14 protein-coding genes and 1 tRNA gene are annotated in these 17,993 nt (G+C 59.4%); 12 read left to right on the forward strand and 3 right to left on the reverse strand.

The genetic code is table 11. The features are described from left to right. The first annotated feature begins 2 nt into the window (after positions 1–2). Both mre11 and rad50 read left to right on the forward strand, forming a co-directional pair. The gene (gene mre11, locus P0648_RS06750) at positions 3–1,499 is read left to right on the forward strand and encodes a DNA double-strand break repair protein Mre11 (RefSeq protein WP_277505717.1); all 1,497 of its coding nucleotides are present in this window, start codon (positions 3–5) and stop codon (positions 1,497–1,499) included. After that, on the forward strand, positions 1,496–4,165 hold the full coding sequence (gene rad50, locus P0648_RS06755) for a DNA double-strand break repair ATPase Rad50 (RefSeq protein ID WP_277505718.1): 2,670 nt from the start codon (positions 1,496–1,498) through the stop codon (positions 4,163–4,165). Before mre11 ends, rad50 begins: the two co-directional genes overlap by 4 nt. Here the strand turns inward: rad50 and P0648_RS06760 are convergent. The 3 genes from P0648_RS06760 to P0648_RS06770 form a co-directional block, all read right to left on the reverse strand. After that, on the reverse strand, positions 4,145–4,567 hold the full coding sequence (locus P0648_RS06760; protein WP_276248028.1) for a hypothetical protein: 423 nt from the start codon (positions 4,565–4,567) through the stop codon (positions 4,145–4,147). The genes rad50 and P0648_RS06760 overlap by 21 nt on opposite strands. Before the next feature lie 25 nt (positions 4,568–4,592). Next, positions 4,593–4,907: a hypothetical protein gene (locus P0648_RS06765; RefSeq protein ID WP_276248027.1), complete on the reverse strand. Its 315-nt coding sequence runs from the start codon at positions 4,905–4,907 to the stop codon at positions 4,593–4,595. A 64-nt stretch (positions 4,908–4,971) separates the two neighbouring features. Continuing rightward, positions 4,972–5,157 (reverse strand): hypothetical protein, encoded by a 186-nt coding sequence (locus tag P0648_RS06770; RefSeq protein ID WP_276248026.1) that lies wholly within the window; start codon positions 5,155–5,157, stop codon positions 4,972–4,974. Positions 5,158–5,282: 125 nt separating this feature from the next. On the opposite strand from P0648_RS06770, the gene P0648_RS06775 reads away from it, so the two are divergent. The 10 genes from P0648_RS06775 (at position 5,283) to P0648_RS06820 (ending at position 17,987) form a co-directional block, all read left to right on the forward strand. Next, a complete protein-coding gene (locus P0648_RS06775; protein WP_277505862.1) occupies positions 5,283–9,287 on the forward strand; it encodes a DNA polymerase domain-containing protein in 4,005 nt (1,334 codons plus the stop codon). Between the two features lie 279 nt (positions 9,288–9,566). Beyond that, positions 9,567–10,478, forward strand: coding sequence for an ABC transporter ATP-binding protein (locus P0648_RS06780; RefSeq protein ID WP_276248025.1), 912 nt, complete (start codon positions 9,567–9,569; stop codon positions 10,476–10,478). A gap of 32 nt (positions 10,479–10,510) precedes the next feature. Beyond that, positions 10,511–11,941 (forward strand): Fe-S cluster assembly protein SufB, encoded by a 1,431-nt coding sequence (gene sufB / locus P0648_RS06785; RefSeq protein WP_276248024.1) that lies wholly within the window; start codon positions 10,511–10,513, stop codon positions 11,939–11,941. A gap of 1 nt (position 11,942) precedes the next feature. Further along, a complete protein-coding gene (gene sufD, locus P0648_RS06790; protein ID WP_276248023.1) occupies positions 11,943–13,154 on the forward strand; it encodes a Fe-S cluster assembly protein SufD in 1,212 nt (403 codons plus the stop codon). Between the two features lie 102 nt (positions 13,155–13,256). Next, positions 13,257–13,748 carry a ferritin-like domain-containing protein gene (locus P0648_RS06795; RefSeq protein WP_276248022.1) on the forward strand — a complete coding sequence of 164 codons (492 nt, stop codon included), beginning with the start codon at positions 13,257–13,259 and terminating at the stop codon, positions 13,746–13,748. Beyond that, positions 13,745–14,203, forward strand: a complete 459-nt coding sequence (locus P0648_RS06800) for a metal-dependent transcriptional regulator (protein ID WP_276248021.1) — start codon at positions 13,745–13,747, stop codon at positions 14,201–14,203. Before P0648_RS06795 ends, P0648_RS06800 begins: the two co-directional genes overlap by 4 nt. 55 nt (positions 14,204–14,258) lie before the next feature. After that, on the forward strand, positions 14,259–14,717 hold the full coding sequence (locus P0648_RS06805; protein ID WP_277505719.1) for a universal stress protein: 459 nt from the start codon (positions 14,259–14,261) through the stop codon (positions 14,715–14,717). A 259-nt stretch (positions 14,718–14,976) separates the two neighbouring features. Then, positions 14,977–15,049, forward strand: a tRNA-Gln gene (locus P0648_RS06810). Between the two features lie 957 nt (positions 15,050–16,006). Then, entirely contained in the window at positions 16,007–17,557 is a 1,551-nt protein-coding gene (locus P0648_RS06815) for a hypothetical protein (RefSeq protein WP_277505720.1), read from the forward strand. 85 nt (positions 17,558–17,642) lie between these two features. Next, on the forward strand, positions 17,643–17,987 hold the full coding sequence (locus P0648_RS06820) for a hypothetical protein (protein ID WP_277505721.1): 345 nt from the start codon (positions 17,643–17,645) through the stop codon (positions 17,985–17,987). The last annotated feature ends 6 nt before the right edge of the window (positions 17,988–17,993 follow it).

Here is a 17,993-nt window from a genome sequence, read left to right on the forward strand (position 1 = left end):
ACATGACTCGGGTGATTCATACGGGGGACACCCACATCGGCTATCAGCAGTACCACACTGCCGAACGCCGAGAGGATTTCCTCGCTGCCTTTCGACAGGTCGTAGACGACGCCGTGGCGGCGGACGTCGACGCGGTCATCCACGCTGGTGACCTCTTTCACGACCGCAGACCGGACCTTCAGGACCTTCTCGGGACGCTCTCTGTCCTTCGCACGCTCGACGACGCCGACATTCCGTTTCTCGCAATCGTCGGCAACCACGAGGGCAAGCGCAACGGCCAGTGGCTCGACCTCTACGAGAATCTCGGCCTCGCCACGCGCCTCGGGAGCGACCCCTACGTCCTCGGCAACACCGCTTTTTACGGATTGGACTTCGTGCCGCCCTCCCGGCGCGACCAGTTAGACTACGAGTTCGCACCGCACGACGCCGACCACGCCGCGCTCGTCACCCACGGCCTGTTCACGCCGTTCGACTTCGGCGACTGGGACACGGAAGGGCTCCTCGAAACGGCCTCCATCGAGTTCGACGCGATGTTGCTCGGCGACAACCACAAGCCCGCGAAAAAACAGGTCGGTGAAACGTGGGTCACCTACTGTGGGTCCACCGAGCGCGCGAGCGCGAGCGAGCGCGACGAACGCGGCTACAACATCGTCACGTTCGAAAACGGTGTGGACATCACCCGCCGGGGACTACCCACCCGCCAGTTCCACTTCATCGACATTGAGCTCGGTGACGGTGAGGGACTCGACGAGATGCGAGCGCGCGTCCGCGAGTACGACCTCGACGACGCCGTCGCGCTCGTCACCATCACGGGCGACGGCGAACCGTTTTCGCAGGCAGCGGTCGAGGAGTTCGCCACCGAACGGGGGGCACTCGTCGCCCGCGTCAACGACAAACGCGAATACGAAACGCCTGAGACCGAGGTGAGCGTCTCCTTTGCCGACCCAGACGAGGCCGTCCGCGAACGGGTTCGTGAACTCGGCTTGAGCGGAGCCGCCATCGAAATCGACGAGGTGGTTCGCGCCAGCAAAGTCGCAGACTCGAACGTCCGCGACGAAGTCGAAACGCGCGTCCGGGAACTGCTCGACGGAGACGACCTCTCGGTGTTCACCGCCGCACCTCGCCCGGAGCACGCCGAGACGGAGGCAGCGGACACAGAGACTGACACCGAGAAAACCGTTGAATCCACAACGCAGAAAGCGACCACGGAGTCACCTGAACCCGCACCCGAAACGGCCGATGCGGCAGACGAAGCCGACACGGAATCCGCAGATGCGGTGGCTGGTACGGACGACGACACAGCAACAGAGATAGCCTCGGAAACCGACCCCGAGGGAGAGCCAGTGAGAGACGAAGCCACAACGGCTGACGAAGCTGAAGACGGAGAGAAGGAGGACGCAGCTGAAGACGCTGCCGAACCCGCCGACGAATCGGCGGACGCCACAAGTGAGTCGTCAAGCGGTGGGCAGACCCAGCGGTCGATGGAGGAGTACCTATGAAATTCGAGCAGATTCGCCTGGAGAACTTCAAGTGCTACGACGACGCCAACCTGTCTCTCGACCACGGGGTGACGGTCATCCACGGGGTAAACGGGAGCGGCAAGTCCACGCTGCTCGAAGCGTGCTTTTTCGCCCTCTACGGCCCCGGCGGGTTCGACCGCAGTTTAGACGAGTTCGTGACCATCGGTGCGGAGGAGGCGTCGGTCGAACTCTGGTTCGCCCACGCGGGCGCGGAGTACCGTATCGAGCGCCGCATCAAGGTGCGCGGCGACCGAGCACAAACCGTGTCGTGCATCCTCGAAACGCCGGAGGGGACCATCGACGGCGTGACCGACGTGGAGACACAGATTCGGTCCCTGCTTCGGATGGACGACGAGGCGTTCGTGAACTGCGCGTACGTCCGGCAGGGCGAGGTGAACAAACTCATCAACGCGACCCCCCGCGAGCGCCAGTCGATGATCGACGACCTCCTCCAGCTCGGGAAGTTAGAGGAGTATCGCGAACGGGCGAGCGACGCCCGCCTCGGCGTGCGGAGCGTGCTCGACGACCAACACGGGAGTCTCACCCAGCTCGACGACCAGATTGCGGAGAAAGAAGCGCAGAACCTCCACGATCAACTCAACGAGGCGGAGACGCAACTCGCAGACTGTGAGGAAAAGCTCTCGCGTTTAGAGGGGAATCTGGAGAAGGCCCGAGACACGAGAGACGACGCCCAGGAGACGCTCGACGCGTACGAAGAGAAACGCGAACAACTCGGCGACCTGACCGAGGAAATCTCGGACGTGCGCGAGAGTATCCGCACCGACGAGAGCGAACGTGACGCGCTCAAAGAACGCCTTCGAAATCTCCGGGAAGCCACCGAGGAACTTCGCGCCGACCTCGAATCGCAGGTCGAAGCGAGCGCTCTCGACGAAGCGACCCCCGAGGCGGTCGAGGAGGCACTCGCTGCGGTGGAGGACGAAGACGACGAATTGCACGAACAGATCCGGGAGCGGAGCGTCGAAGCCCAGTCGCACACGAGCGACGCGGAATCGCTCGAAGAGCGGGCTGAGGAACTCGACGCACAGGCGACACAGAAGCGCGAGGAGGCCGCCGAAACGGAGGCAGCCATCGCCGAAGACGAGGAGACGCTGACAGAGCGCCGCGAGAAAGTTGGCGACATCGACGACGAAATCGCGGACACGCGGGCTGCATTCGACGACGCACCAGTCGAATTCGGCGAGGCGGCGACTCTCCGCGAATCGCTCGAAGCCGAGCGCGAGGAATTGGCGGACCGGGAGACGAATCTTCGCGCCCGCCGCGAGAGTCTGCAGGCCAGCATCGAGGACGCAGAACGCTTGCTCGACGAAGGTAAGTGCCCGGAGTGTGGCCAGCCCGTCGAGGACTCTCCGCACGTCGATTCGCTGGACGACGACCGTGAGGAACTCGCGTCGCTGGACGCCGAACTCGCGGAACTCGAGGAGGAGAAATCCGCCCTCGAAGCTCGCATCGAGACGGCAGAATCGCTCCGCGACGCAGAGCGGACAGTCGCCGACTTAGAACGACAGAAGGAGAACGTCACACAGCTCGTCGCAGAGCGCGAGACGACGCTCGAAGAGCGCCGCGAGACGGTGGCAACCCTCCGCGACGAAGCCGATACGCTCGAAGAACGAGCCGAATCGAAGCGTGAGGCCGCGAGTGAAGCGACCGAAAAAGCGACGGTGGCGCGCCAGGCGATCGCCACGTTGAATCAGCAACGGACGGCCCTACGCGAGCGGAAATCCCGGCTCACCGAGATGCAAACGCTTCTCTCTGACATCACGGAAAACGAGGTCCAGATGACCCAGAAGCGCGACCGACGGTCCCATCTCGCCGAGATGAACGAGGAGCGCCGCGAGCGCCTCGCCGACCTGACCGCGCGAAAGCAGGAACTCGAATCCGAATTCGACGAGTCGGCTATCGAGGCGGCGAAAAACCGCAAAGAGCACGCAGAGACCTACCTGAGTGAGAACGAGGACAAACTCGACCACCTCACGGACAAACGCGATTCGCTCAAGGGAACCATCGGTGCGCTCGAAAACGCCATCGAAGACCTCGAAAACCTCCGCGAACGACGTGACCGCGTCGCGTCTGTCGTCTCCCATCTCGACTCACTCTACGAGGAGGCAGAAGACCTCCAGCACATGTACGGCGACTTGCGCAGCGAACTCCGCCAGCGCAACGTCGAGACCCTGGAGCGAATGTTGAACGAGGTGTTCGACCTCGTCTACCAGAACGACTCGTATTCGCGCATCGAACTCGACGGCGACTACGAACTCACGGTGTTCCAGAAGGACGGCGAGGCACTGGCTCCCGACCAGTTGTCCGGCGGCGAGCGCGCCATCTTCAACCTGAGCCTGCGCTGTGCCATCTACCGCCTGCTCTCCGAAGGCATCGACGGGGCTGCCCCGATGCCGCCGCTCATCCTCGACGAGCCAACGGTGTTCTTAGACGACGGGCACGTCACGCAACTCATCGAACTCATCGACTCGATGCGCACGCTCGGGGTGGAGCAAATCGTGGTCGTCTCTCACGACGAGGAACTCGTCGGCGCGGCCGACGACCTCGTCGTGGTGGAAAAAGACGCGACGAGCAACCGGTCGAGTGCAGAACGCGAGGCGCGGGAGTTACCCGCGGAGTTGGTGTAGCGCCGCGCTCGCCCGCTCGGTCGTTCGATAGCCGCGCTCGCCGAACACGTCCGCCTCGACGACGAGGCCGGCGGCGCGAAACTCGCTGATGGTTCCATACAGCGTGCTCTCGCACTTGTCGTCGGTTTCCATTAGTTCGCGGGCGGACACGGGGCCGTTCTCGTCGAGGTGGATGAGCAAGCCGAGCGCCCACTCGGTGTGGACCGCAGAGAGCAGTTTTCGGACGGGTTCGTCGACGCTTCTGGCGACGGTTTCGAAGGTCGATTCGCCGTCGACGTGCGACAGTCGGTCGTTTTCGACGTAGAACTCCTCGCCGGTCTCCGGGTCTCGAACGCGACTTGCGTCGCTCGACTCGGCGATGAGCAGGAGGTGTCGTCCGGTGTCGTCGGTGACCGTCCGCATGGGTAGAGGAAGGGAGGCAGGCCGGTTATCGGTTCTGGAAGGCGCGGTACTTTGCGACGCCGTAGACCAGTGAGACGACCCCGAGTGCGAACACGGCTCCGCCGGTCTGGAACTGGCCACGGAAGTACATCAGCATCGCGCCGAGGCTCAGGGCGAACAACGCGATATTGAACGTGAGGACGAGCGACCAGAAAGTACGGAACACGTCGTCTGGGACGTCCGACATGTCCGTCTTTGGCATCTGGACCTGGGGAATCTTCGGGCCGATGTCCTTCTCGGGGTCGAACTCCGTTGGCTCGTCCGGCCACGCGTCTGAGTCCTCTTCCTCTAGGTCGAACACGCTTCGTCCTACGTCGTCCGCAAAAAAGTATTCTCCGACGTGTCGCCACGTCACGATACTCCCCTTATGCCACGTCACTCAGTCGAACAGCGTGCGTGGCCTGTACCCACGCAAGCGGGTTCTCCGCGTCATAGAGCACAATTCCGTCCTCTGTCTCGTAGACCTCTGTGGTCTCGACTCCTGCCGGGACGGCTGGCTCTGGTCTGTCAGCGCTATCTGGCTGCCGACGCGAACTTGCGTGGTTTGACATTAGGCCATTTCACCTCGAAGTATGATATGTGTTATCACATTAAATCTTTTGTGGATGTTGCAAGTGTAGACGCTGGACCGCGGGTGTTTTTATCGGCTGGACGAGTTCTTCCTACAATGACGCAGATGGGGCTCGACCAGTTCGATGCCACGGAGCCAGCGGAGGAGACAGACCGGCTCGCAGCGGAGGCACGAGCGGTCGCCGGCGACGGCGCGACGCACGCGGACGTCGTCGACTCGGCGGCCAAGAAATTCCCCGACGCCACCGGAACCATCGAACTGGCCGTCTCGCAGGTCGATTACACGCTCGTCGGCAGTGGCGACGCAGAAGCCCCCGTCCTCCACGTCTTCGGACGCACGGCGGACGACGAACTCGAACACGTCCTCGTCTCTGGTTTTCGGCCGTACTTCTACGCGCCGACCGACTCGCTCTCTGACGACAAACTCGACATGGACGTCATCACGGGGTGGGAAGAGGGCTACGAGAGCATTCGGGGAGAGAAACTGACCAAAATCTTCGGGCGCACGCCGCGCGACGTGGGGCAGATTCGTGACCGCTTCGACCACTTCGAGGCGGACATCCTGTTCCCGAACCGCCTGCTCATCGACAAGGACATCACAAGCGGAATTCGGGTGCCAGAACGCCGCGGCGACGACGGCGCCATCCACGTCCCGCACACGGAAATCGAGGCGGTCGACGTCGATGCGAACCTGCGCGTGAACACGTTCGACATCGAAGTCGAGGACCGAAACGGCTTCCCCGAAGACGGCGAGGAGCCGATTATTTGCCTGACCAGCCACGACTCGTTCGACGACGAGTACGTCATGTGGCTCTACGAGGCTCCCGACGGTGCGACGGGACCGGACGACCTCTCTGCCTACGACCCGATAGAGGGGGATATCGAGTTCGAGATTCGCCGGTTCGAGGCAGAAGACGAGATGCTCGCGGCGTTCCTCGACTATCTGGTCGAAACCGACCCTGACGTGCTGACCGGGTGGAACTTCGCGGACTTCGACGCGCCGTACCTCTTAGACCGCCTCGAAGAACTCGAACGCGGTTCAGCGTACGACCTCGACTACAATCGTCTCTCGCGCGTAGACGAGGTCTGGCGCTCTGACTGGCAGGGGCCGAACATCAAAGGACGCGTCGTGTTCGACCTGCTGTATGGCTACAAACGGACTCAGTTCACCGAACTCGACTCCTACCGCCTCGACGCGGTGGGTGAAGTCGAACTCGGCATCGGAAAGGAGCGCTATGCCGGGTCTATTGGCGACCTCTGGGAGGAGAACCCGTCGAAACTGCTGGAGTACAACCTGCGCGACGTGGAGTTGTGCGTCGAACTCGACCGTAAGCAGGGAATCATCCCGTTCTGGCGCGAGGTGGCGTCGTTCGTCGGGTGTAAACTCGAAGACGCGCCGACGCCGGGCGACGCGGTGGACCTCTACGTCCTGCACAAGGTCCACGGCAACTTCGCCCTGCCCTCGAAGGGCCGAGCTGAGAGCGAAGACTACGAAGGCGGTGCGGTGTTCGACCCCATCTCGGGCGTCCGCGAGAACGTCACGGTGCTCGACCTGAAGTCGCTGTACCCGATGTGCATGGTCACCATCAATGCCTCGCCCGACTCCAAGGTCGGCCCCGATTATGAGGGCGAGACGTTCAAAGCCCCGAACGGGACGCACTTCCGAAAACAGCCAGACGGCATCATCCGAGAGATGGTGGACGAACTCTTGAGTGAACGCGAACAGAAGAAGGAACTTCGCAACCAGAACGACCCCGATTCGACAGACTACGACCGCTTCGACCGCCAGCAGGCCGCCGTGAAGGTCATCATGAACTCCCTATACGGGGTGCTGGGCTGGGAGCGATTCCGCCTGTACGACAAGGAGATGGGCGCTGCGGTGACCGCGACTGGCCGTGAGGTCATCAACTTCACCGAGCAGGCCGCGAACGACCTGGGTTACAACGTGGTGTACGGCGATAGCGTTACTGGTGACCGACCAATCGTTGTGCAAGACCCGTCTGGAACGGTCCAGATAATACCAATCGAGCAATTGTTCGAATTGGCATCTGCCGACGATGCCGACATTCTTATCACTGCAGATGGAGGTCCAGTTGCCCACTCGACAGTTGGGAAATCACGCCGCTCGCTTGACGGATGGAACGCGCTCTCGCTGAGCGAGACCGGGGACGCAGAGTGGCAGCCAATTACGCAAGTCATTCGCCACAAGACGGACAAGAAAGTGGTTCGGCTGCAGCACAAATTCGGTGAGTCTACGACAACACACGACCACTCCTACATGGTCGAAAACGATGGCACATTCGTCGAGGCCTCGCCTGCAGACGTTCGCGAGCCGCTTCGAATTCCATCGTTTCCGGATGTTGCCTCTGTTGACTCGATAGACGTCTACGAGATGCTGAACGGTTACGAACGCGAATACACCGACGGCAGGAGTGTTGGTTCCGAGCGCGGAAAAACGAAGATAAAGCATATCCACGCAGACGACGAATGGGTCTGGTTCGGTCACGAACACCACGGTCGATTACAGTCAACGGTGAAAGTGAAGCGCCGAATCGACTTGCAAAGTGCGGACGGGGCCGCACTGATTCGGCTTCTTGCTGCCTATTTAGCGGAGGGAAGTTCCTCGACACAAGAGACGACTGCTTCGAAATTTGGTGCGAGCATCTCGGAATCGCGTCAAGAGTGGCTTACCCAACTCAAAGACGACTACCACCGTCTTTTCGAGGGAGCGACCGCAAGTATCATCGCAAGCGATTCACAAGCGGAGCGGACGGTTTCGTACGAGACAGGAGGTGAACCGGCTTCGGTGTCGTACAACGACACGACATTGAAGCTTCAGATGATGAACGAACTCTCTGCTGTATTCTTTAGGGAGTTTTCTGGACAAACGTCTCGTGGAAAGCGTATCCCTGGATTCGTCTTCCACCTCGAAAACCAGCTCCAAGACGTCTTCCTGGAAGTCCTCGTAGAAGGTGACGGCTCTCGAAAATTCCCACGATACGCAGACGACTATGCGAAACGGAATTTCGATTACGAAACCACTAGTAGAGAGCTTGCTGCAGGGCTCTCCATGCTTTTGACCCAACAAAACCAGAAACACTCGATGAAATATCGAGACTCGAAGGGGACATACACGATTCGAACGTGCGACTACTACCGCAGCGGTCGCGACCCAGTTCTTACTGAAGTCGAACACGATGGCTACGTCTACGACTTGAGCGTCGAGAAGAACGAGACCTTCGTCGATGCCGTTGGTGGACTAGTGTTGCACAATACCGACTCAATCATGCTGGAACTCGGACCAGACGTAGACAAGGAGTCGGCCATCGAGCAGTCGTTCGACATCGAGGAACACATCAACGAAGCCTACGACGAGTTCGCGCGCGAGAAACTGAACGCAGAGAACCACCGCTTCCAAATCGAGTTCGAGAAACTCTACCGGCGGTTCTTCCAGGCGGGGAAGAAGAAGCGCTACGCGGGCCACATCATCTGGAAGGAAGGCAAAGACGTAGACGACATCGACATCACCGGCTTCGAGTACAAGCGCTCCGACATCGCGCCCATCACGAAGGAGGTCCAGCTCCGGGTCATCGAAATGATCGTCCACGGAGAGGACTTAGAGAAGGTGAAAACCTACGTCCACGACGTCATTGAGGACTTCAGAGCAGGGAACGTCGGGTTGGACGACGTGGCGATTCCGGGCGGTATCGGGAAGCAGTTAGACAACTACGACACCGACACCGCACACGTACGCGGGGCGAAATACGCGAACCTGCTGCTCGGGACGAACTTCCAGCGCGGGAGCAAGCCAAAGCGCCTCTATCTCGCGAAAGTGCACCCGGCGTTCTTCCGACGTATCGAAACGGAGACCGGCATCGACCCTGCCGGAATGACGGCGGACGAACTGCTCTACGGCGAGTTCAAACGCGACCCGGACGTCATCTGCTTCGAGTACGCAGACCAGGTTCCAGAAGAGTTCCAGGTTGACTGGGACAAGATGTTAGAAAAGACATTACAGGGACCAATCGAGCGCATTCTCGAAGCCCTCGACATCTCCTGGGAAGAAGTCAAATCGGGACAGGAGCAGACTGGGCTCGGGAGCTTCATGTGACTGTTAGATAGTTAATTTTTCTGGAGGGATTTCGGACGCTTTGTGGCGGTTTTCGACGCTCACTCATCTGTGCTTGAGTCTCTCTAGCAAAAACCAAGACACAGAGACTGTATTGGACCGAAAACCGTTCTATTTTCAGGAATTTGACTTTGCATTGACGGACGTTTTCTTTTCTCAAACACAAAATTCTGTTTTCTGAAATCGAAAAGTCTTGCGCAGGATTGCGAAAGGATTATGGGCGCGACGTACCCATCTCAAGACGACTTAGGTGTCTCCAGAATGGCTAGGCTAGAAATCAAAAACCTACACGCAGAAGTAGCAGAAGAGGGCGGCGAGACGATTCTCCGCGGCGTCAATCTCGAAGTGCAGTCCGGCGAGATTCACGCCCTGATGGGACCGAACGGCTCCGGGAAGTCGACGATGGCGAAGATTATTGCCGGTCACCCGGCCTACACGGTCACCGCCGGAGAAATCCTCCTCCACCTCGAAGAAGACGAGTTCGCGGACTTGGACGAGGCGATTCCAGAGGCAAAGCGCACCTGGAACCTCCTCGACCTCGAACCACCAGAGCGTGCCGCACTCGGCATCTTCCTCGGCTTCCAGTATCCCGCCGAGATCGAGGGCGTCACGATGGTTAACTTCCTCCGCACCGCGCTCAACGCGAAACTCGAAGAGCGCGAGGACCTCATCTTCGGCGAGGACGACGACGAGGAAGAAGAAGAAGCGGGCTACTCCACCTCCCCGATGGAAGGCCCAGCAGACGATGGCGAAGTCGGTGTCGCCGAGTTCCAGCAGATTCTCAAAGAAAAGATGGAACTCCTCGACATGGACGAGAAGTTCGCGATGCGCTACCTGAACGCCGGGTTCTCCGGCGGTGAGAAGAAGCAAAACGAAGTGCTGCAGGCAGCCATCCTCGAGCCATCCATCGCCGTGCTCGACGAAATCGACTCCGGGCTCGACATCGACCGCCTGCAGGACGTCTCGAAGGGCATCAACGCGCTTCGCGACGAGGTCGGCACGGGTATCCTTCAGATTACCCACTACCAGCGCATCCTCGACTACGTCGAACCAGACCACGTCCACATCATGATGGACGGGAAGGTCGTAAAGAGCGGCGACGCGTCGCTCGCTGAGGAGCTCGAAGACAAGGGGTACGACTGGATTCGCGAAGAAGTCTACGAGACAGCGTAAAGGGACTGGCGAACAAACACCCACTAACAACAATGAGTTCACAAGAAGACCACCTCAAGAAAACCGACACCGAGGCCCGCTTCGAGTTCAAAAAGGAGCAGAAGTCGGCGTTCAAAACGGAAAAAGGCCTCACTGAAGAGACAATCCGTCTCATCAGCGAAGACAAGGACGAGCCCGAGTGGATGCTCGAGCGCCGTCTGCGCGCGCTGAAGCAGTTCCAGAAGATGCCGATGCCCACCGACTGGCCGGGTCAGCCGGACCTCTCGGAGCTCGACATCAACGAGATTGTCCCATACATCCGCCCAGACGTGGAGACACGCGGCGGTGTGGATAACTGGGACGAACTGCCAGAAGAGATTCGAGACACGTTCGACAAACTCGGGATTCCAGAAGCAGAGCGCAAGGCACTCTCCGGTGTCGGTGCGCAGTACGAATCCGAGATTGTCTACCAGAACATGCAGGAACAGTGGGAGGAAAAGGGCGTCATCTTCTGCAACATGGACCAGGCGGTCCAGGAGCACGAAGACATCGTCAAAGAGTACTTCATGACCAAATGCGTGCCGCCGAGCGACAACAAGTTCGCGGCGCTGCACGGCGCAGTCTGGTCCGGCGGGTCGTTCGTCTACGTCCCAGAGGACGTGACGGTCGAGATGCCAGTCCAAGCGTACTTCCGCATGAACTCCGAGGGGATGGGCCAGTTCGAGCACACGCTCATCATCGCGGAGAAGAACTCCGAAGTCCACTACATCGAGGGCTGTTCGGCACCGAAGTACGGTGTCCACAACCTCCACTCCGGTGGCGTCGAAGTCTTCGTCAAGGAGGGCGCACACGTCCAGTACTCGACCGTCCAGAACTGGTCGAAGAACACGTTCAACCTCAACACGAAGCGCGCCATCGTCGAGAAGAACGGGACCATGGAATGGGTCTCCGGGTCGATGGGTTCGAAGGCAACCATGCTCTACCCAGCGACTATCCTCAAGGGACCAGGTGCGCGTGACAACCACATCACGATTGCATTCGCCGGCAAGGGCCAGAACATCGACACCGGCGCGAAGGTCTACCACAACGCGCCGAACACGAAGTCCACCATTGAGTCCAAGTCCATCAGCAAGGACGGCGGCCGAACGAACTACCGTGGCCTCGTCCACATCTCGCGTGGGGCGACTGGCTCCTCTACGAGCGTCGAATGTGACGCACTGATGTTCGACAACGAGTCCACTTCGGACACGATGCCGTACATGGAGATTCAGGAGTCCCAGGTCGACGTCGCTCACGAGGCAACCGTGGGTAAGATCGGCGACGAGGACATCTTCTACCTCCAGAGTCGCGGGCTCGACGACGACGAAGCCAAGCAGATGATTGTCGCCGGGTTCATCGAACCCATCACGGAAGAACTGCCAATCGAGTACGCAGTCGAACTCAACCGGCTCATCGAACTCGAAATGGAGGGCAGCCTCGGATAACATGAGTGCGCAAGTACACGCCAACTTCACCGAAGAACAGGTCCGCCAGATCAGCGAGCAACTCGACGAGCCCGAGTGGATGCTCGAGACCCGTCTCGACGCACTCGCGGCCCTCGAGGACGCAGACATGCCCCACGTCATCCGGACGCCGGGGCGCAACTGGACCAACCTCGCAGACCTGGATTTCGAGTCGTTCGTCGACCCGCTCAACGCGGCGGAGGAAAAAGACCAGGTTGGTCCCGACAACGTCGAAGTGCTCTCCTTCGCGGAAGCGCTGAACGAGCACGAAGACCTCGTCAAAGAGCACTTCGGCTCCGTCGTTCCGACCCAGGAGAACTACCTGACCGCCCTCTCTACGGCCCTGTTCACCACGGGCACCGTCGTCTACGTCCCGAAGGGCGTCGACGCAGAGGACGTGAAGATTCGCACCACGATGAACTCGCGGTCGCTGTTCAACTACACGCTCGTCGTCACGGAGGAGAACTCCTCGGTGACCATCCTCGAACGCCAGTCCACGGGTGAGGCAGTCGAGGGCGAGCGCTACTACAGCGGCATCGTCGAAATCGTCGCTGGTGAGAACAGCCACGTACAGTACGGCTCCCTCCAGAACCTGGACGAGGAGACGTACAACTACCAGCTCAAGCGCGGGGACACGGACACCTACTCGACCATCAACTTCATCGAGGGCAACATCGGCTCTCGCATGACGAAGTCCTCGGTCGAGACGAACCTCAATGGAGACACTTCCGAGACGAAAATCATCGGTGCGTTCTTCGGTCACAACGACCAGCACATCGACATCGCCTCCCGCGTCTGGCACATGGCAGAGCACACGACCGCAGACCTCGTCACGCGCGGCGTTCTCGACGACGCCGCCCGCTCGGTCTACGAGGGTGTCCAGGACGTCGGTCGCGACGCGTGGGACACCAATTCCTACCAGCGCGAGAGCACGCTGATGCTCTCAGACGAGAGCGAGGCAGATGCGAGTCCGAAGCTCATCATCAACAACCACGACACCGAGGCCAGCCACTCGGCGTCGGTCGGACAGGTCGACAAAGAGGACCTCCTCTACATGACCTCCCGGTCGATTCCAGAGCAGGTGGCGAAGAACATGCTCGTCGAAGGATTCTTCGTCCCGGTACTCGACGAAATCGAGGTCGACGAGTTCCGCACCGACCTCGAAGCGCTCATCGAAGAGCGCCTGCACAACTAACCCGGTGAGTAGGGAACGGCTTAAGTTCCCGTCTCTCCGAACTAGCTTTATGCGAATGGTCACGACGGCGACGGTATCTGGTCGTCATGCGAGGTGCGCCCCATGAGCCTTGGCCAGCGCGTCTCGTCGGACCACCAGCTCGCTCGGCTGCTCCAGATTGGGGTCGTCTTAGAGGAAGTCGTCGAAGCGAGAGCCCACCACCACTACGAATCGCTCGGCGCGGACGAACTCGACGACGAAATCGTCCACCTCTTAGAACACGCCGCAGAGGAGTCAGCAGAACACCGCGAGCGACTCTCTGCGCTCATCGACGAACTCGATGCGGAGGTCATCGGCTACGAGGAAATCGAGATGCTCGTCTCGGAACGCTACGGGCGCACCAAGCCAGAGGATTTCGACGGTTTGCTCTACGACCAGCTCTGTAACGAGGAGACGGCGTACAAGTTCTACGACGACCTCATCGACGCCATCGAAGCGAGTGAAACCGCGTTCAGTATCGACCGAGACCGCCTCATCGAAACCCTTGCGTCCATCCGCGAAGAGGAAGCAGAGGGTGTCGAAGCAGTGACTAAACTCATGGAGACGCGCGAATGAACACCGCCGACCAATACCTGAAAGCAATCTACCTCGTCCAGCAGATGGAAGACGGTCCCGCCGCCACGGGCAAACTCGCGGACATGCTCGAGGTGAGTCCCGCGAGTGTAAACGAAATGATCGGCAAGCTCGAAGCCCGGGACTTGCTCATCCACGAGAAGTACAAAGGCGCATCGCTCACCGACGAGGGAATCATGCGTGCGCGGGACTCGCTCCAGACCTACTGCATCATCGAACGCTTCCTCATCGAGGTGCTGGACGTAGAGGAGTTCAATGCCGAGGCGAAGGCACTGGAAAGCGTCATCGACGAGACGGTGGCAGACCGCCTCGACACGATTATCGACCGCGACTCACGCTGTCCTGACTGCTTCTCCGCCGAGGACGACGTTTGCTCGCTTCTCGTCCAGGACTTGGAGCTCTCCCAGTCGTCCTCCCAGTCGAGCCCCGCGAAATAATCGTAATCGCGTCCCGTCGTAACCTTTTATCACATCCCGTCGTGTAGCCCCTGCCATGCAAACCGGATTGGTCGTGGTCGAACCCCTCGACAGCAACCGAGAACTGGTCCGCGAAGCGGGTGAATTCGCCAAAGGCAGCGGCGCGAAACTCGTTCTCCTCTCGATTCTTCCCGAGGAAGAATACGACGAGCGCCACGAGGCCCGCCGTCAAGGTTCTTCCGGGGAAACCACCTACACCCTCGAAGAGGCAGAGGACGAGGCCCTCCGCCTCGCGACGAAGCTCGGCCTTGAGGAGCTGAAGGATCTCGGCATTGAGTACGAGACGGTGAGTGTCGTGGGCCAGCTCACGAAGCGCATCCTCGCCGCCGCAGAGGACTTCGAGGCAGACCACATCTTCCTCATCGGGACGCGTCGCTCGCCCTCCGGCAAGGCGCTGTTCGGCGACGTCGCACAGTCGGTGCTCCTCAATTTCGACAACGGTCCGGTCACGGTCATGATGCAGGACCGCGACTGAATCGCGTCTTAGTCTGCGGATTCTCGAAGCGTTCAAGTATAGGGAACAGATAGGACGAAGTGAAGTCTCACATCGAGCAGTCCTATGGTGTCTTCACGCCACGCGTGAAGGCTAATGGGACAAACGCAGTGCAATCCCATGGTGATGAACAATCCGGTACGGATTGCGAATCACGCGAGGCGAGCAAATCGAGTCTCGCGGTGGTGAGCAGTTCCGAAGGAACTGCGAGGTACGTGGGATGAGCGAACGAAGTGAGTGCAGTCCCATGGTGTAGTGGCCAATCATAGCGGCCTTTGGAGCCGTTGACACCGGTTCGAATCCGGTTGGGACTACTAACTTTGCCGACGCTCAACTGCGAGCGTCGGCTATATTCGTGACTGACCACCGGATTCGAAGTTTGGAGCGACCAAAGGGAGCGACTTCAGTTCGATATCCGGTTGGGACTATATATTCTGCCGAGGCTCCACGTTGAGCCTCGGCTGTAACGCTGAAAGAGCGCCGGATTCGAATAAGGGAGCAGCTTATCTGCGACCGTTGTTCGATATCCGGTTTGGACTATCGTATTTTCGCGCTGGGAAGCCAACGCGTAAATCGTAACTGAACCCCGGTTCAAACGGGAGAGCGGCGCGAGCAGCTCGCGTGGTTCGATATCCGGTTGGGACTACTATTGCCACGGCTCACCTCGACTTCAATCCGACCTGTCGTAACTGGTGAGCACCGCGCGTGGTCGGAGGTGACTGCGCGCACGACCAAAATATGGCGTCGCAGACCTAGCAAATATTGCCAAAACATTCATCCCGAGTGACGTGAACGCCGATGCGATGAACCCGGTTTACCCCGCTCAGAGACTACTCTAGTAGATTGATACGAAACTCGCGAATTCCGGGGTTTAGAACCTGTCTAAGCGGTGTGAAACGGTCCATTACTCTGATTTTTGAAAAGTATGATAGAACGTGTAGGAAGGAATGCATCGGAATAATTGCGGAATGAGAATTTTGGGTTTCTAGCCGCTAGAAACCTGAAATTCAGGGTTTTATGTTTCAATTAATAGCCCCTTAATGACTGCATTTATTACTCATATTTCCAGACAGTAATTAATCTATGTCAGTATACTACTGAAATCATAACAATTTTATATCCTTACTAGAATGTTAATATTAGAAAGTAATTCAAACGGGAATTACTGTCATCGAAATACGAATATGCGGCTTCGCGATAGCTACGGGTTTAGTCTCAACTCCACTCATACGGCATCCGACCGGGCCCGAGAATCGCACCCCACAAATCACATGCAAAACGAGGACATCGACGCAAACCAGCAGGCACAGCACACCACCATCGGGCGGCGGCAGTTCATGGGCGCAGTCGGGGCGACTGCGGCGGGGACGACGCTGCTTTCTTCTGGTACGGCGAAAGCGCACGACCACGTAGACGACAGCTACAGTCGAGTCATCGACATGGTCGAGGACGCGGGCGCGGACCCGACGGGCGGAGAATCCATCACGCCGATTCTGCGCCGTGTCGCGGGCAACGACACGCTGCTCAAGTTCCCGCCGGGCCGGTACTTCATGGACGAGCAGTTCCGGTTTACGGGCTTTCGGAACTTCGGAATGGTGGGCGACGACGCCACGTTCGTCCCGGCGAACTACTACGACTTCGACGGGCCACAGTATCGCCTGTTCCGCCTCGGCATCTACTACAACCCGGGCGTCGACCTCCACTTTCAGGGCTTCAAAGTCGACCTCCGGGGCAAGCACACGGGCATTCGAGCCATCGACGCGATGGTGGACGACGGCCTGTTCGTAGACGACATCGAAATCGTCGGCCGCCACGACTCGGGCACGTTCGGCCCGGCGCTGTTCTCTATCACGTCGCCGAACGGCAAGGGCATGGTCAAGCGATTCCGGGCGAACGACGGCGGCGCGTGGGACGAGGACACGCCGGGCGACCTCTGGCGTGGGCCGACGGGCATCCTCTGCAGTCGCTACCACAAGGGCCAAATCGAGTTCAAAGACTGCGAACTCGACGACTGGCCGGACAACGGCCTCTACGCCGTGACCAACGGGCGAGTCATCGTCAACGGCGGGCGCTACGCAAACAGCGAGGCAGCGAGCATCCGTCTCGGCGGTCACGACTGTCTTGTCACCGGCGCGGAAGTTGTCGTTGACAAGCAGAACCCCCAGAACCAGAACCAGCGTGGCATCCGCCTCGACGAGGGGCCGAACATGATGGTCGTGAACACGAAGATTCGGCTCGTAAAACCGAACGGTCACGCCCTCACCGTGATGAACGACTGCGAGAGCGCCTACCTGCGCGGGCTCGACATCACCATCGGTGACCGCGTCTGTCACGGTATCGTCGTCCAGTCGAAGGCTGGCCCGACCGAAATCGTCGACACCAACATCGACATCGCCAAAGGTGGGAATGCGATTCAAATCAACGGCGACGACGCCGGGAAGGTCCACCTCGAATACGTGGATATCACGGGCAATGCAGACGGGGAGTCGTGGCGTCATGCGATTCGCTGCAACCGCAACAACTGCGAGTTCCGCGTCGTGAACATCAACCAGCCGGGCTCCCACTTCCGTCGCGGCCTCGTCCTCAACGGCGACGACGTACTCGTCTACCGCGGGTCACAGACGGCCAATCACGTCCCAATCGTCGTAAACAGCAACGGCGCGTGGCTCGAACGCATCGACGCCCAATCACTCTCCGGGCACGAAGCGGTCAAACTCAACCGGATGAGTTCCGACGTGACCATCAAACGCAGCCACATCAAAAACGGCGTCTGGAACAAGGGCAGTCGCGGGCTGCGGATGTACCGCAACGACGAAAACTAACGTAATTAACTCTTCTGGCCGACCTCAGCCCCTTCAACCGGGCGGTGGCCCCAGCACCTTTCTGTGTCCGGCGACGTGACCAGATATGGTCGAAAACGACCTCGGTCAGGCGACTATCGTCTACGAAAGTGCAGACGGAAAGACAGAACAGACTGTCGACAACGAGCACGTCGCCTACTTCCAGGACCACTGGATTATCAAGACGGGGGAAGACGAGGAGGGAAACGACACGATTCGACGGATTCCGCACACACGGGTCTATCACGTCGAACGAAACGTAGAGGAGTTCGAAGACGAGATGGAGACGCTCAAAGACCGTGTCCAGTCGTTTACGGACGACCTCCGAAATCGCCTGATGGGCGATGAGGAGCGTCGTGACGACGATCCAGTGCACGTCGACATCAAAGACAAAGACGAAAACAACTCCTAACGACCG

This window comes from Haladaptatus sp. DYSN1, assembly GCF_029489995.1.
Lineage (GTDB): Archaea > Halobacteriota > Halobacteria > Halobacteriales > Halococcaceae > QDMS2.